A 16,378-nucleotide genomic window follows, 5' to 3' on the forward strand; every position below is an offset into this window, starting at 1 on the left:
TGGTGTGGGCGATGACGATCGCGGCGCACCAACCGCTCGATCGTCTTCCCCGGCTTCTTCGATACGGCACGCGCCCGCTACGACGCGACCACGGGCAGGTGTTCGGCGAGATCGGCTACGGGCTATCGCTCCCATCGCGCACGAGCCGTTCGCCGGCCTCGCCTGGGCCCACCTCAGCACCGACAGTTTTGCCGAGACCGGCGGAATCGGCGCCGCCGCGTTGGTCGGCGCCGGCAGCAACCAGGATGTCGGCTACTCCTCGTTCGGCGCCCGCATCGCCACCAGCGTTGCCCTCACCAACGGCATGCAGCTGACGCCGCGCGCCTCGGTGGCCTGGCAGCACGCCTTCGGCGACGTGATCCCGACGGCGGCGCTCGCGTTCCAGAGCCCGGGAACCGGATTCACCGTGGCTGGCGTGCCGCTGGCGCGGAACGCAGCGCTGATCGAGGGCGGGCTCGGCCTGCGGGTTACGCCGCAGGCCAGCATCGGCATTGCCTATGTCGGCCAGCTCGCCGACCGGGTCCAGGATCACTCGGTAAAGGCCAGTTTTAGCTGGAAATTCTGCCCCGGCGGCGCCACCGGGCTCCCTTCCTTCCACGCCAATCCGGAATGCCGATCTGCCGATTTTGCTGCATTGCACAGTCGTGCATGCTGCTATGCAAACAAACGCGTTGTTTCTGGCATCTGGTATACATAGTTTGGCTGCAGATGATGAGCCGGCCCATTGCTGGCCTCCAATGAAAGGGGACACCAATGTCCAAGACCACTGTACTGACGCTCGCGCCCTCCTCCACCCTGTTCGGCCGCCTGCTGGCCTCGATCGACCGCCTGCTGATGAAGAGCGCGGAGATCTCGAATCGGAACGGCGACCTGCCGCGCTTTGGCCTCTAAGCCAAGGGATTTCCGGCGCTCTCCGCCGGATGCAGCTTTCGTCGCAAGATGCGACCTGACATTGAACCTTCGACCAATGGCCCCGATTTTCGGGGCCATTTCCTTGCGCGCTGAACTAGTCTCCCGGGGTGCCCGGGCTGAGTCCTGTGCGGCATAAGCGCGCGCTGCCCTGCGACAGCTTGAACCTTGGCATATCGGATACCAAGATGGCTCTCGCGCGCTCATAAGCAACGACAAGGGGCGCACTGGGAGGATCTATGTCGGACATGGTTCAGGCAACTGCGGCCCCTGCGGCCGCGCGTGTCAGCGACACCTATCGCTGGACGCAACTCGCGATCGGCGTCGCCGCGATGGTGATGATCGCAAATTATCAATACGGGTGGACGTTCTTCGTCCCCGACATCCAGAAGAAATTCGGATGGGATCGCGCATCGATCCAATGGGCCTTCACGCTGTTCGTGCTGTTCGAGACCTGGCTGGTGCCGGTCGAAGGCTGGTTCGTCGACAAATACGGTCCGCGCATCGTCGTGCTGGTCGGCGGCATCCTCTGCGCGCTCGGCTGGGCGATCAACGCGCAGGCGACGACACTGAACGGCTACTATCTCGGCATGATCATCGCCGGCATCGGCGCCGGCGGCGTCTACGGCACCTGCGTCGGCAATGCGCTGAAATGGTTTCCGGACAAGCGCGGACTTGCCGCGGGCATCACCGCTGCCGGCTTCGGCGCAGGCTCGGCGCTCACGGTCGCGCCGATCCAGGCGATGATCAAGGACTCCGGCTTCCAGACCACCTTCCTCTATTTCGGTCTCGGCCAGGGCATCATCATCGTCCTGCTCTCCTTCTTCCTGCTGGCGCCGAAGGCCGGACAGGTGCCGGCCGTCGTGGCGAACGCCAACATCATCCAGACCCGGCGCAACTATCAGCCGACCGAAGTGCTGCGGCAGCCGATTTTCTGGCTGATGTACTTCATGTTCGTGATCGTCGGCGCGGGCGGCCTGATGGTGACGGCGAACCTGAAGCCGATCGCGGTCGACTGGAAGGTCGACAGCGTGCCGGTCACGCTGATGGCGGTGACGATGACGGCGGTGACCTTCGCGGCAACCATCGACCGCGTCCTCAACGGCCTGACGCGTCCGTTCTTCGGCTGGATCTCCGACATGATCGGCCGCGAGAACACGATGTTCATCGCCTTCGGCATGGAAGGGATCGGCATCTGGATGCTCTACCTCTGGGGACACGACCCGGTTTGGTTCGTGCTGCTCTCGGGCTTCGTGTTCTTTGCCTGGGGCGAGATCTACTCGCTGTTCCCCTCGACCTGCACTGATACGTTCGGCGCCAAGTTCGCCACCACGAATGCGGGCCTGCTCTACACCGCGAAAGGCACCGCGGCGCTCTTGGTGCCGATCGCCAACTACATGCAGCAATCATCGGGCAACTGGGACAAGGTGTTCATCATCGCGGCAGGCGCCAACATCCTCGCCTCGTTGCTCGCGATCGCCCTCCTCAAGCCTTGGCGAAAAGTCGTGGTCGCGAAATCGGCTACGGCTTAAGCAACCGCCCTCCATCACAACCTGCAAAGCGCCTGGCCAAAAGCCGGGCGCTTTTCATTTTTGCCGGCCGCGAGACGCCGTCGGGACCGGCACGTCGGAGGGCAGATTTGCTGCGTTGCAGCAGAATGAAGGGCTTGCTTTCTGGAATATAGTATACCAACTTCCGCCGAGCGCTTGCGACGATACGCCACAATAATTGCGACACTCGGTCACAAGACCAGCGCGCTCGGGAGGACTTGATGGTTTCCAGCAATACTGCCGTCACACAAGCTCAACCTTCGTCCAGCGGCTTCCGCTGGCTGCAGCTCGTCATGGGCATCGTCTGCATGGCGATGATCGCGAACCTGCAATATGGCTGGACGCTGTTCGTCGACCCGATCGACGGCGCGCACCACTGGGGCCGCGCGGCGATCCAGTTCGCCTTCACGATCTTCGTGGTGACCGAGACCTGGCTGGTGCCGGTCGAGGCCTGGTTCGTCGACAAATACGGCCCGCGGCTCGTCATCATGTTCGGCGGCATCATGATCGCGCTCGCCTGGGTGTTGAACTCCTATGCCGACTCGCTCGCCTTGCTCTACACCGCCGCGGTATTCGGCGGCATCGGCGCCGGCGCGGTGTACGGCACCTGCGTCGGCAACGCGCTGAAGTGGTTTCCCGATCGCCGCGGCCTCGCCGCCGGCGCAACCGCGGCCGGCTTCGGCGCCGGCGCCGCGCTCACGGTGGTGCCGATTGCAAAGATGATCGCCGCGAGCGGCTATCAGACTGCGTTCTTCGATTTCGGCATCGGACAGGGATTGATCGTCTTCCTGCTCGCCTTCTTCATCCAGCCGCCCGCGGTCTCGATCCCGCCGAAGAAGAAGCAGCTCAATCTGCCGCAGACCAAGGTCGACTTCACGCCGCCGCAGGTGCTGCGCAGCCCGATCTTCTGGGTGATGTATCTGGTGTTCGTGATGGTTGCGGCCGGCGGCCTGATGGCGGCGGCGCAGATCGCACCGATCGCGCACGACTACAAGATCGCGAACACGCCGGTCACGCTCGCCGGCTTCCAGATGGCCGCGCTGACCTTCGCGATCTCGCTCGACCGCATCTTCGACGGTTTCGGACGGCCGTTCTTCGGCTGGGTGTCCGACAACATCGGCCGCGAGCACACCATGTTCATCGCGTTCGGTACCGGCGCGCTGATGCTGCTCACGCTATCCACCTGGGGTCACAACCCGGTGGTGTTCGTGCTGGCGACCGCGGTCTATTTCGGCGTATTCGGCGAGATCTACTCGCTGTTCCCGGCGACCTGCGGCGACACCTTCGGCTCGAAGTTCGCGACCACCAACAACGGCATGCTCTACACCGCGAAGGGCACCGCAGCGCTCCTGGTGCCTGCCGCAAGCATCGTTGCCGCCAGCTATGGCTGGCAGGCGGTGTTCGTGATCGCGGTCGCGCTCAACGCCACCGCAGCGCTGATGGCGCTGTTCGTGATCAAGCCGATGCGCCGCGCCTTCATCAACGGCAACGAGGCTGCCGCCGCGGAAGAGACCGCGACGAGCGCCAAAACGGCTTGAATCAGGACGGCCTGAACTCTCAATTTTCCTGCTGAACGGACAGAGGCGCATTTCGGTGCGCCTCTTTTCTTTTTGCCAAAGACAGGGATGCCAGATACCACCGCGTCTGGTGCGGCGGATCGCCTGCGCCGCCCACGGTCGCTCACAATCGTCGAAAATGTCAGTAAACCTGCCTATTTAAGCTGTTTCCTGATGGTAGATTCCGTGACAGTCGCGTTGACAATTGGCATTTTGTATACCAGACTCCGGTCAACGATAACCAAGGAGGTTGCCATGCAAGTCGGAGATATCCTGCGCAAGAAGACCCCCCGCGTCGCCACGGTGCGCATGAACGAGACCGTCGCGATTGCCGCGCAACTGATGCGCGCCAGCAATATCAGCGCGCTCGTGGTCAAGGATGTCGTTCGTACCGAGGGCAACACCGCCGTCGGCATGTTCACCGAGCGCGACGTGGTGCGCGCGATCGCCGAGCACGGTGCGGCCGGCGCGAGCATGAAGGTGTCGCAATTCGTCTCGGTGCAGCAGCTCGTCTCCTGCACATCGAGCGACACGCTCGAGCACATTCGTCATCTCATGACCAAGCACCACATTCGCCACGTGCCCGTCATCGACAACTACAGCCTGATCGGCGTCGTCAGCATGCGCGACATCGCCGCCGCGTTCGACGAGGAGACCGCCGCGTCGAAGAAAGACGCCGTGCCGGCGTAACAAGCGCCTGCTTTGCCTTGCTCTCAGCCGGGCGCTGCGTGTTCGATCACGAGCGCCTGAACAGATGACGAAAGATTTCTGTCCCGCCCTCGCCTGACCGCCGCGGCCCGTCATTTCCGCATGGGCGCGCCGCAGGTCGCCGGTAGACAATTGCCGGACAGGACTGCATCCTTCCGCCCGACATCCATAACAACACCGTGCGCCGCCGTCCGCGCCACGGAAAATCCTGATGGAAACGAGGGCAGAATGATCAAGACACGTTTCACCGAGATGTTCGGCGTCGACCACCCGATCGTGCAGGGCGGCATGCAATGGGTCGGGCGCGCCGAGCTGGTTGCCGCGGTCGCCAATGCCGGTGCGCTCGGCATGATCACCGCGCTGACGCAGCCGACGCCGGATGACCTGCGCAAGGAAATCGCGCGCTGCCGCGAGCTGACCGACAAGCCGTTCGGCGTCAACCTGACCATCCTGCCCGCGATCAAGCCGCCGCCCTACGCCGAATATCGCCAGGCGATCATCGAGAGCGGCATCAAGATCGTCGAGACCGCCGGCAACAAGCCGCAGGAGCATGTCGACGAGTTCAAGAAGCACGGCATCAAGGTGCTGCACAAGTGCACCAGCGTACGCCACGCGCTGTCCGCCGAGCGGATGGGCGCCGACGCGATCTCGATCGACGGCTTTGAATGCGCCGGCCATCCCGGCGAGGACGACACCCCCGGCCTGATCCTGATCCCCGCCGCCGCCGACAAGGTGAATATCCCGATGATCGCCTCCGGCGGCTTCGGCGATGCGCGCGGCCTGGTCGCCGCGCTGGCGCTCGGCGCCGAAGGCATCAACATGGGCACGCGCTTCATGTGCACCAAGGAGAGCCCGATCCATCAGCTGGTGAAGGAACGCATCGTCGCCAATGACGAGCGCGAGACCGAGCTGATCTTCCGCACCATGCGCAACACCTCGCGCGTCGCCAAGAACGCGATCTCGACCAAGGTCGTGCAGATGGAGAAGGAAGGCGCCAAGTTCGAGGATGTGCGCGAGCTGGTCGCCGGCGCGCGCGGCAAGATGGTCTACGCGTCAGGCGATGCCGACGAAGGCATCTGGTCGGCCGGCCAGGTGCAGGGCCTGATCCATGACATTCCGTCCTGCGCCGAGCTGGTGTCGCGCATCGTCCACGAAGCGGAAGCGATCATCCGCGAGCGGCTGGAGCGCATGACAGCTGGTGCCAAGCGTCAGGCCGCGGAATAAGCGTTTGGATCGCGCGCGGCTCTATCTCCTCATCCTGAGCAGCTTGCGAAGCAAGCGTCTCGAAGGATGAGGCCACAATCGGGCCATGGTTCGAGACGCGAAGGCGCGCTCCTCACCATGAGGATTCAGACCGAAGGGGATGCCCCCATGAAAGCCTATGTCTACGGCCCTAACGGCCCTGAAATCACCGACGTCGCGAAGCCCGTGCCGAAGGGCACCCAGGTGCTGGTCAAGGTTCAAGCCTGCGGGCTGAACCGCGCCGATCTCGGCATGACCAAGGGCCATGTCCACGGCGCGGCCGGCGGCGTCGGCACCGTGCTCGGCATGGAATGGGCCGGCGAGGTCGCCGAGCTCGGCCCCGATGCCAAGGGCGTCAAGATCGGGGACAAGATCATGGGCTCCGGCGGCGCGGCATTCGCCGAATACACGCTGGCCGATCACGGCCGGCTGTTCCGCGCGCCCTCCAACATGAATTTCGACGAGGCCGCAACCCTGCCCGTCGCGCTCGCCACCATGCACAACGCCGTCGTCACCAATGGCGCGCTGCAGCCGGGCCAGACCGTGCTGATCCAGGGCGCAAGCTCCGGCGTCGGGCTGATGGCGATGCAGATCGCCAAGCTGAAGGGCGCCAAGCTCGTGGTGGGCTCATCGACCGACGCGATGCGCCGCGGCCGGCTGAAGGAGTTCGGCGCCGATCTCGCGGTGGACTCGAAGGATCCCGGCTGGGTCGATCAGGTGCTGCAGGCGACCTCAGGCGAAGGCGTCGACCTGATCGTCGACCAAATCTCCGGACCGGTCGCCAACCAGAACCTCAAGGCGACCAAGGTCAAGGGCCGCATCGTCAATGTCGGCCGGCTCGGCGGCACCCATGGCGACTTCAACTTCGACCTGCATGCGGCGCGCCGCATCCAGTATATCGGCGTCACCTTCCGCACCCGCTCGATCGAGGAGATCCGCGCGATCTTCGACGAGGTGCGCAAGGACATCTGGCCCGCGGTCGAGGCACGCAAGCTGCAGCTGCCGATCGACCAAGTCTACAAATTCGCCGATATCGGCAAGGCGTTCGAACACATGGAAGCCAACAAGCACCTCGGCAAGATCGTGGTGACGCTGTAGCAGCAGACTCGGCAAGCGTCATCGTCAATGCGAGCGAACGGCGGATGAGCGAAGCGCAAGTATGCCTCCTCATCCGCGCTTGCCACGTGCTCTGCCCTGGCTCTTTTCGCGTACGGTGTTCAGCCGACCGGTCCGGGAATCCAATAGTCCCCCGCAAGCGGGCTGACCTTGACGCCACTGATGACTCCGAGCTCCAGGCTTGGATCGAAATAGCGCATCGTCCGCTCGTTGAGGTCGATGATGCGGCCAGGCCTTAATGGCCCCACGTCATTTATCTTGACGATGACCTTCTTGCCTACCGCCTCGACGAGGGCATATTTCGGCCTCGCGCCAAATTGGACCCCACCAAACTTCCGGCGCAGACTCGTCTTGATGGCAGCCGCCCAGACCGAGAGATCATAGCGCTCGCCGGAGGCTGTGCTTGGACCGCCCTCCTCCCTGCCGGGCTTGAACGGATTGTACATGGATGCCGCGCCAACGATTGCATCCCCACACGCGGCGTTGACGACGGCACTTGAATGAACCGCAGCGTTCTCACTTCGCGCAGCGGTGCCAGAAATGGCGAGCGCAACCAGGGCGCCGCAGATTGCGGCGCTCGAGCCGAACAGCATCATAACTCCTTGATTGATTTTCTTCGATCGTCCGGTTCCCGATGCCCGCGCAAAACATCGTCGAGCGAACGCGATGGCGTTAACTCGTGCCAATTCTTTGCGGATTCGTGCCAGTTCCGGCGGCGGAACCATTATGAGAACCGGGGTGGTTCTCACACCGTGTCTTCAGTTTCTCACCCGACTAAAACAGAGATTGCGTCAGCAAAATGACTGAATGGAGCTGTCTTCGACAGCGCGTGAAGAGTGTCGGCGTTATCTTCCGCGCCCGCTCGATCGAGCAGATCCGCGCGATCTTCGGCGAAGGTGCGCATAGCGAAGCGGCGCGAAGCAAGTGCTCCGCGCCGCTTGACCGTATGATTATCGTATGATTATCGCGACGTTCCCCCTCGCCCCGTCGTGGCGGATTGAGCCGTCTGGTTCGGCGTCACGATATTGAACCAGAAGTCGAACGTGTCGAGATACGACACGAGATCGCGCAGCTTGGTCTGATCTCCGCTCACCTTCACCGCGCCGGACGAAACGGCATCATCAAACCTGGTCTGCTGCAGGATGATGCTGTTCAGCGTATCGCGCGACAACGCGACCGTCGCATCGGCATTGTTGGACTTCATGTTCGCCGTGTGGTTCAGCACTCCGTTCTTCAGCTCGACGAAGTAGTTGCCGTCCTTGCCGAACTCGAAGTTGAGCTTCGCATGCGCGTTGCCGGCCTTCTCCGCGTTGAGGCGAACTCCGAGATAGTCGAAGAACAAGTCCGCGGACATCGCGCGCACCGTATCGGGGCTCGCGGTGTTCGGCGTCGGCAGCTTCGCGACACCGTTGCGCAGTTCCTGGGCGCCGGTCAGGTAAAAGTTGCGCCACGGCCCGGACTCGGCCTGATAGCCGAGTTGCTCGAGCGCGTCGGCTTCGAGATTCTTGGCGGCCTGATTGTCGGGATCGGCGAACACGACGTGGTGGACGGCTTGAGCCACCCAGCGATATTCGCCCTTGTCGTAGGAAGCCTTGGCCTTCTTCAGAACCTCGTCGCTGCCGCCCATGAACTCGACGTACTTCTTGCTCGCCTCGACCGGCGGCAGTTCGTGCAGTGTGGCCGGGTTGCCGTCGAACCAGCCAAGATAAAGAACATAGGTGGCGGCCACGTCATGATAGATCGAGCCGTAATAACCGCGGTTTGCCCAGACATTGGCGAGACTGTCAGGCATTTTGAATCCGTCGGCGATCTCACGCATCGTCATGCCGTGGTTGACCATGCGCAAGGTCTGGTCGTTGATGAAGCGGTAAAGGTCGCGCTGGCTCTCCAGAAGTGAAACCACCTTGTCATTGCCCCATGTCGGCCAGTGATGCTGCGCAAACACCACATCGACCTTGTCGCCCCACATCACCAGCGCCTGGTTGAGGTATTTCGACCAGGGAAGCGGCTCGCGAATTTTGGCGCCGCGAAGCGAATAGGTATTGTGCAGCGTGTGGGTCGCGTCCTCGGCGGATTCCATCGCCTTCTTTTCCTCGATGAACCACATCATCTCCGAAGGCGCTTCCGAACCGGGCGCCATGAGGAACTCGTACGTCAAGCCGTCGATCTTCTCTTTCTGTCCGGTTTCCTTGATGATGTTGGTCGGCGCGATGAGCGTCACCGTGCCTGCCGAGGTCGTGGTGCCGAGACCCGCGCCGACCTGACCTTTCGGATCCGCCTTGAGCAGGTTGCCGTACATGTAGCTGGCGCGCCGGCTCATCGCGGTGCCGGCCATGACGTTCTCGGCGACCGCGGCCTCCAGGAATCCATCCGGCGCATAGATCTTGACCTTGCCGGACTGGACGTCGTCCTCGCTGGTGACGCCCCGCACACCACCATAGTGGTCGACGTGGCTGTGGGTGTAGATCACGGCCTTGACGGGTTTGTTTCCGCGCTTCGAGCGGTACAGGTCGAGCGCCACCTTTGCCGTCTCTGCCGACACGAGGGGATCGACGATTGTAATGCCCTCGCTGCCCTCGATGATCGTCATGTTCGACAGGTCCTGATTGCGAACCTGATAGATGCCCTCGGTCACCTCGAACAAGCCGGAGATGTTGATCAGCCGGGATTGTCGCCACAGGCTTGGGTTGACCGTATCGGGGGCGGTCGCGTCGCTGATGAAGCCGTATTGCTGCGGGTTCCAGATGGCGTTACCCGCGCTTCCCTTGATTGCCTCGGAAGGCAGCGCGGCCATGAAGCCTTTGTTCGCCGCGTCGAAATCAGAGGTGTCGCTAAACGGCAGCTGTTTCAGCAAGACCGAATTGGCCTGCTTGGTCGCATCGGCCGCGCCCTTGCGCAAATCTTGAGTCTGTGCCGCGGCCGTACCGATCAACCCCGCGCTGACAACCCCGAGGATTGACGCCTTCGCGAAAACGCTCCTCATGTGGCCTCTCCCTTTACATTGGATATTGGTCCACTCCCTGAGCACCGAGAGCATCGTCGCCAAACATCTCCCGGGGGAATCGTTCCTCCCGTAGTTGCTGCGTCGAAACCTGTCCGGCAGCATCTGTCCGCATGGCTGTGCGCTCTCTGGCACAAATTGCATACCAACACGGCAGGCCGAGCCGCCAGAAAACCTCTGGCGAATTCACGCGCATGAGCAGGCGTGCGCCACGACCGGCGGGTTTGACGGTGAGGCGCGGCGCACCGGTCATGTCGCAAGAGCGCTGTTTTGCCGCACAGTGATCGCGTCCTGGCGATGGCGAACTGTTCGCATTTTACGCGAATGGAAGACCGCCCGAAGGCGGTTCCCTGTTGTGGAAGCGGAGCCATCGGCTACGGCCGAATTCGGTCCCTGCGAGCGCTACGACTGGTCCGACTTCGCACCCGGTCTGACCTGTGTGATGGCGACGCCGGAGATCGCTAGCAGTCCGCCGACAACCAGTTTCGGGGTCACGCTGTCGCCAAGGAACAGCACGCTCGAGATCAAGGCGAACACCGGAAGCAACAGACCGAAGGGGGCGACACGGCCCATCGAGCAACGCCCGATCAGCCAGAACCACAGGCCGAACCCGACAATGCCGCCGATGAAGACGGTGTAGGCGAGCGCCAGCCAGCCACGTTGATCCGCCGTGCCGAGGCTCGCCAGCTGTCCGTATTCCAGCAGCAGCGACATCAACATCACCTGCGGCACCGTGAGCAGCGATGACCATCCCATCAGCATCAGGGGATCGAAGGGGCCGTAGCGTTTCGTCAGGACGGTGGACACCGCGAATGCGAAGGCTGCCCCGACCACAAGCAGCAGCGGAAGCACGTTTGCCGACAGCTCTGGCCCGGCTGCCAGCACCACCACGCCGACGAACGCCAGCACCACGCCGGCGGATGTGATGAGCGACGGCCGCTCCGCGAGCAGCGGCCAGGCGAGCAGCACGGTGAACGGCGGGGCGAGTTGATAGGCGACGGCCGACATGCTTCCCGAGCCGAGCCCGAGGCCGACATAGAACAGCCCGAAGTTCAGTCCGCCGAGGAAAACCGAAATAGCTGCGACAGGGCCGAGTTGTCGGCGTGTCGGCCTTCTGACGAACGGAACAAGCAGCAGCGCGATGGCCAGGAAGCGCAGTCCGAGGAAGAACAGCGGCGGAAACTCGGTGACGCCCACCTTGATGACCACGAACTGATAACCCCAGAGCAAGGGAACGGCCACCGCGCAGATGATCTGGATGGCAGACATGGCATCTTTCCTTTCAAGACCGATCGGTCCATATATCGGCACGCTGATCCCGCGGACGTACAGTGGACATCAAGGGTCATTCGAACAGTTGCTTATTTGATGAAGCGAGCGAGGAGCGCGTCAGCGGTGGCTTGCGACGTGGTACGTGCCGGAGCCGTCTTGGCGACCACGCGCAGCCCCCAAAGGAAACAGATCAGAATTCGGGCGGCACTCGAAGGCTCGACGCCATCGGCCAATCTGCCCACGGTCTCCGCACGGGAAAATGCGTCCGCCACCCTTGCCTCCATGGTTTTGAAGAAGCTCGCGAAGCGACGACCAACCTCGGCATCCGCGCCAGCCAGCTCCATCGCCGTCGCCACCAACAGGCAGCCGCGCCGGCCATTGGCACCGCACGCGCGTTCAACGTAGCCGGCAAGGTAGGCTCGCAGGCCGTCGACCGGATCTCTGCGGGGATCGAGTTCGTCATCCATCCGGGTCAGGGCATCGGCAATGTAGCGATCGAGTGCGCGCAGGAACAGCGAGTGCTTGTCGCCGAAAGCGGCGTAAAGGCTGCCGCGCGAGAGCTTCGTCGCACGAAGCAGGTCCGGCAGCGCAGTGGCATGATAGCCGCGCGACCAGAACACATTCATGGCGCGCTCGACAGCGGCCTCCATGTCGAAGCTTCGCGGGCGCCCGCGGGGCGACTGAACGGGGATTTGGCGGCTCATTGCCGATATATAGACCAATTGGTCCATATATTGCAAGTGCCGGCTTCGGATTACAACCCGGCGGTCCGTAGGATGGGTAGAGCGAAGCGAAACCCATCAATTGCCCGCACGGCGAGATGATGGGTTTCACTGCGCTCTAGCGAAACACGCCGCGAGAACGCGGATGTTTAGTTGACACGTCGCGCAACACATCCAGGTCGTCCTGGCGGAAGCCAGGACCCATTACCCCGAATGCGAGTCATGACGCGACGCGGTTGCCACAGCTCACTTCAACCACACAACCCTGTGGTTATGGATCCTGGCTTCCGCCGGGACGACCGCGTGATTTTGGCGCAAGGATGCAATTGCAACTGAGTGGCGATTGCGCGTGGCGAACGACACTTGATGTTCACCGTTGGCCTGCTAAACCGCCGCTCATGAGTTCTTCGAACACCAGCGCACCCTCCACCAAGACATCGGTCGCAGCGATCTCGATCCTCGCCAGCGGCAGCATGGCGGTGGCGAAGTTCGTCGTCGGTATCGCGATCGGATCGCTGGCGCTGATCTCCGAGGCGCTGCACTCGTCGATCGACCTGGTCGCCACCATCATCACCTGGGCGGTGGTGCGGGTGTCGGACCAGCCGGCCGACGCCGAGCATCATTACGGCCACGGCAAGTTCGAGAGCGTCTCGGCGCTCGGCATCATCGCTTTGCTCTATGTGCTGGCCGGCGGCATCCTGGTGCAGGCCTATAGCCATCTGCGCGAAGGAACGCCGCCGCCGTCGATCTCGGCCATTCCCTTTGTCGTTCTGGTCATCGATATCGGCGTCAATCTGTGGCGGGCCCGCGCGCTGCACCGCGCCGCGCGCGACACCAAGAGCCAGGCGCTGGCCGCCGACGCCCTGCATTTCGCCTCCGACGTGATGGGCTCAACCGCCGTCATTGTCGGCCTGGTGCTGGCCGGCTTCGGCTTCTGGTGGGGCGATGCCGCGGCGGCGATCGCGGTCGCGGTGATGATCGCCCTGCTCGGCCTGCGCATGGCGCGGGAGACGGTCGAGACCCTGCTCGATCGCGCGCCCGAAGGCGCGCTGGAAAAGGCCACCGCCGCCATCAAGGCCGTGCCGGGTGTGGTCGATGTCGACCGGTTGCGCGTCCGCATGGTCGGCGCGACGCATTTCATCGATGCCATCGCCAAGGTGCCGCGCACCTACCCGATCGACCGCGTCGAGGACATCAAGCGCAGGGCACAGGCGGCGGTGACCAAGACGTTCGGCGACGCCGACCTCACCTTCACCGCGGTGCCGGTGGCGCGCGACAATGAGAGCGTGCGCGAGCGCATCATGGTGATCGCGCGCAATTCCGGCCTCGCCATCCACCACGTCACGGTGCACGACATCAGCGGCAAGCTGATCGTCGGCATCGACCTCGAGGTCGACGGCGACATGGCGCTCGACGCGGCGCACGGCATCGCCCACGAGCTCGAGCGCGCGATCCGCGAGGATTTCGGCGAGGACGTCGAGGTCGACACCCATATCGAGCCGCTCGAGCCGGAACTGCCGTGGGGAACCGACGCCGCGCCCGACCGCGTGGAAGCCATCAAGGCGGCGCTGACCGGCTTTGCCGATGGCGGTGCGATCCATGACATCCACAATGTGCGGGTCCGCAACACCGACGCCGGCGAGGTCGTCAACTTCCATTGCCGCGCGCGGCCTTCGATGAGTGTGATCAAGGTGCACGAAAGCGTCGACGAGATCGAACGCAAACTGCGTCGTGCGTTCCCCACCGTGAAGCGTGTGATCAGTCACGCAGAGCCGACGCGCGCGTAATTCTACGGAGCCGTTCCTGTTTCGGACTCACTTTGCGTCGCATGATTCTCTCCGGGACAAGAATTTTTTCGCATTAACGAATCGTTGACTCTCGACAGTCCCGGAAATCTGGATTCAAATGATCATGATTCGGATGCATCGTGGGGAGCATCCGAACCGGGTAAAAAATCAGCTTAGAGCGGGGGTCTCAGGCATGGCGCGCGCGCATGCAGCGAACGCGTGCGTCCAATCCGATTCGATCAAGGGATTGGCGCAGTCGATCGCGAAACCGGCCTATCACAGGCTCCTGACGGCCGAGCCTGCACTGCGCCGCGCTGTCCCTACCCTCATCATCGCCTTCCTCATCACGATCTGCCTCGGCGCCTTCGTCCAGGTAATCGACCAGAACCGGCAGAAGCGCGGCGCGACGAAGCGCGACCTTGCCGCGCTGTCCGACATCCTTGCCGAACGTCTCGATCGCCTGACCTCGGTGCGGCGCGACCGGCTCGCCAACATCGAGCGGATGCAGGAACTGCTGCCGGACCTGATCCCGTCCTGGGGCATCGCCTATGGCCGCCACGTCATCATCACCAGCGCCGATCACCGCGTGCTGGCGCGCGTGCCGGTCGATGGCGCCGGCGAGAACGACCGCATCCTCGACATCGTCTCCACCGCGCAGCTGCTGGTCGCGCCCGGCCAGCAGGGCACGGTCAGCGACATGACGCTGCCCGGCGGCACGGGCGCGCTGGCGATCTCGCAGCTCGTCAAGTCGCTGCCCGGTCAGGTCGTCGTCATCCAGGAGATGAACGAGCCGATCTGGGGATCGGACGCGGCGCTCTCGGTGACGCTGTCGGCGACCACGAGCTTCGTGGTGCTGATCCTCGGCTTCGCCTTCCACTGGCAATCGACCCGCGCCCGCGAGGGCGACCTGATCAACGACGCCGTGCGCGGCCGGATCGACACCGCGCTCAACCGCGGCCGCTGCGGATTGTGGGACTGGGACCTGTCGCGCGGCAGGATCTTCTGGTCGCAGTCGATGTTCACGCTGCTCGGCCTCGACACCCGCAACGACCTCCTCACCTTCGGCGAGGTCAATGCGCTGGTGAATTCGGACGACATCAACCTGTTCGACATCGCCGACCAGCTGATCGCGGGCAAGATCGATCACATCGACCAGAGCTTCCGCATGCGCCATGTCGGCGGCCACTGGATCTGGCTGCGGGTGCGCTGCGAGCTCAGCCACGCCGCGGCCGACGGCGGCCTGCATCTGATCGGCATCGCGGTCGACATCACTGAGCAGAAGAGCCTCGCCGAGAAGTCGGTGGAAGCCGATCTCAGGCTGCGCGACGCGATCGAGACCATTCCGGAGGCCTTCGTGCTCTGGGATGCCGACGATCGTCTCGTGCTCTGCAACTCGCACTTCCAGCGGCTGCACAAGCTGCCCGATTCCGCCGTCAGCCCCGGTACCTCCTACGAGACCGTGATCGAGGTCGGCAGCATGCCGGAAGTGCGCACCCGCCTGCACGAGAGCGGCGTGCCGGCGCCCGGCGCCCGCACCTTCGAGGCCCAGCTCGACGACGGCAGCTGGCTGCACATCAGCGAGCGCCGCACCAAGGACGGCGGCTACGTCTCGGTCGGCACCGACATCACCCGCATCAAGGCGCACGAGCAGAAGCTGGTCGACAACGACCTGCGCCTGCGCGCCACCGTGATCGACCTGCAGCGCTCACAAGCCGAACTGGAGCGGCAGGCCGTCGAGCTTGCCGACCTCGCCGAAAAATATTCGCAGGAGAAGACCCGCGCCGAGGACGCCAACGCCGCCAAGTCGAAGTTCCTCGCCAACATGAGCCATGAGCTGCGCACCCCGCTCAATGCCATCATCGGCTTCTCCGAGATCATGGGCAGCGGCCTGTTCGGCACGCTCGGCTCGGACAAATATGCGGAATACTGCCACGACATTCTAACGTCGGGGAAATACCTGCTCGAGGTCATCAACGACATTCTCGACATGTCGAAGATCGAGGCCGGCCGCATGAAGTTCGACATGGAGCCGCTCGATCTCTCCGGCATCCTCGCGGAGTCGCTGCGCGTGGTCTCCGGCCGCGCCGAGCACAAGGGATTGTCGCTGGAGTCGGATATCGAAAGCACGATCTCGGTCGTCGCCGACCGCCGCGCGGTCAAGCAGATCATCGTCAACCTGCTCTCCAATGCGGTGAAGTTCACGCCCGACCACGGTCGTGTGCTGGTGCGCGGTCAGATGCTGGATGACTCGATCGTGCTGTTGATCGCCGACAGCGGCATCGGCATCGCGCCGGAATCGCTGCGGCGGCTCGGCAAGCCGTTCGAGCAGGTCGAGAGCCAGCTCACCAAGAGCTACCAGGGCTCAGGCCTCGGACTTGCGATCGCGCGCTCGCTTACCAATCTGCACGGCGGCTCGATGCGGCTGCGCTCCAAGCTCGGCGTCGGCACCGTCGTGCGCGTCACGCTGCCGCGCGATCCGCGGCCCCTGCAGACGAAGCTGCCGGAAGCGGCCTGA

At 63.5% G+C, this 16,378-nt stretch carries 13 protein-coding genes; 9 read left to right on the plus strand and 4 right to left on the minus strand.

Annotated elements, in window-relative coordinates:
- From AKL29_RS32725 to AKL29_RS32750, 7 genes are all read left to right on the plus strand, one after another.
- A partial coding sequence (locus AKL29_RS32725) for an autotransporter outer membrane beta-barrel domain-containing protein (RefSeq protein WP_193395269.1) occupies window positions 1–697 on the plus strand: 697 nt, incomplete at its 5' end.
- Window positions 698–753: 56 nt separating this feature from the next.
- Window positions 754–891 (plus strand): hypothetical protein, encoded by a 138-nt coding sequence (locus AKL29_RS43505; RefSeq protein ID WP_167350443.1) that lies wholly within the window; start codon window positions 754–756, stop codon window positions 889–891.
- A gap of 257 nt (window positions 892–1,148) precedes the next feature.
- Window positions 1,149–2,441 carry an oxalate/formate MFS antiporter gene (gene oxlT, locus AKL29_RS32730; RefSeq protein WP_028331532.1) on the plus strand — a complete coding sequence of 431 codons (1,293 nt, stop codon included), beginning with the start codon at window positions 1,149–1,151 and terminating at the stop codon, window positions 2,439–2,441.
- 239 nt (window positions 2,442–2,680) lie between these two features.
- The gene (gene oxlT, locus AKL29_RS32735; protein ID WP_028331533.1) at window positions 2,681–3,997 is read left to right on the plus strand and encodes an oxalate/formate MFS antiporter; all 1,317 of its coding nucleotides are present in this window, start codon (window positions 2,681–2,683) and stop codon (window positions 3,995–3,997) included.
- A 273-nt stretch (window positions 3,998–4,270) separates the two neighbouring features.
- Complete coding sequence (locus AKL29_RS32740) at window positions 4,271–4,705, plus strand: CBS domain-containing protein (protein WP_028331534.1); 435 nt, start codon at window positions 4,271–4,273, stop codon at window positions 4,703–4,705.
- 246 nt (window positions 4,706–4,951) lie between these two features.
- On the plus strand, window positions 4,952–5,947 hold the full coding sequence (locus AKL29_RS32745) for an NAD(P)H-dependent flavin oxidoreductase (protein ID WP_050387024.1): 996 nt from the start codon (window positions 4,952–4,954) through the stop codon (window positions 5,945–5,947).
- A 147-nt stretch (window positions 5,948–6,094) separates the two neighbouring features.
- On the plus strand, window positions 6,095–7,063 hold the full coding sequence (locus AKL29_RS32750) for a zinc-binding dehydrogenase (RefSeq protein WP_050387025.1): 969 nt from the start codon (window positions 6,095–6,097) through the stop codon (window positions 7,061–7,063).
- A 119-nt stretch (window positions 7,064–7,182) separates the two neighbouring features.
- Here the strand turns inward: AKL29_RS32750 and AKL29_RS32755 are convergent, their stop codons facing one another.
- From AKL29_RS32755 to AKL29_RS32770, 4 genes are all read right to left on the minus strand, one after another.
- On the minus strand, window positions 7,183–7,806 hold the full coding sequence (locus AKL29_RS32755; RefSeq protein WP_244482544.1) for a septal ring lytic transglycosylase RlpA family protein: 624 nt from the start codon (window positions 7,804–7,806) through the stop codon (window positions 7,183–7,185).
- A 236-nt stretch (window positions 7,807–8,042) separates the two neighbouring features.
- A complete protein-coding gene (locus tag AKL29_RS32760; protein WP_050387026.1) occupies window positions 8,043–10,064 on the minus strand; it encodes an alkyl/aryl-sulfatase in 2,022 nt (673 codons plus the stop codon).
- Window positions 10,065–10,484: 420 nt separating this feature from the next.
- Entirely contained in the window at window positions 10,485–11,351 is an 867-nt protein-coding gene (locus tag AKL29_RS32765) for a DMT family transporter (protein WP_050387027.1), read from the minus strand.
- 92 nt (window positions 11,352–11,443) lie between these two features.
- The gene (locus tag AKL29_RS32770; RefSeq protein ID WP_244482545.1) at window positions 11,444–12,004 is read right to left on the minus strand and encodes a TetR/AcrR family transcriptional regulator; all 561 of its coding nucleotides are present in this window, start codon (window positions 12,002–12,004) and stop codon (window positions 11,444–11,446) included.
- 470 nt (window positions 12,005–12,474) lie between these two features.
- On the opposite strand from AKL29_RS32770, the gene AKL29_RS32775 reads away from it, so the two are divergent.
- Both AKL29_RS32775 and AKL29_RS32780 read left to right on the plus strand, forming a co-directional pair.
- The gene (locus AKL29_RS32775) at window positions 12,475–13,863 is read left to right on the plus strand and encodes a cation-efflux pump (RefSeq protein ID WP_050387029.1); all 1,389 of its coding nucleotides are present in this window, start codon (window positions 12,475–12,477) and stop codon (window positions 13,861–13,863) included.
- Between the two features lie 193 nt (window positions 13,864–14,056).
- The gene (locus AKL29_RS32780; RefSeq protein ID WP_050387030.1) at window positions 14,057–16,378 is read left to right on the plus strand and encodes a sensor histidine kinase; all 2,322 of its coding nucleotides are present in this window, start codon (window positions 14,057–14,059) and stop codon (window positions 16,376–16,378) included.

The sequence above is a fragment of the Bradyrhizobium pachyrhizi genome (assembly GCF_001189245.1).
Classification (GTDB): Bacteria; Pseudomonadota; Alphaproteobacteria; order Rhizobiales; family Xanthobacteraceae; genus Bradyrhizobium; species Bradyrhizobium pachyrhizi.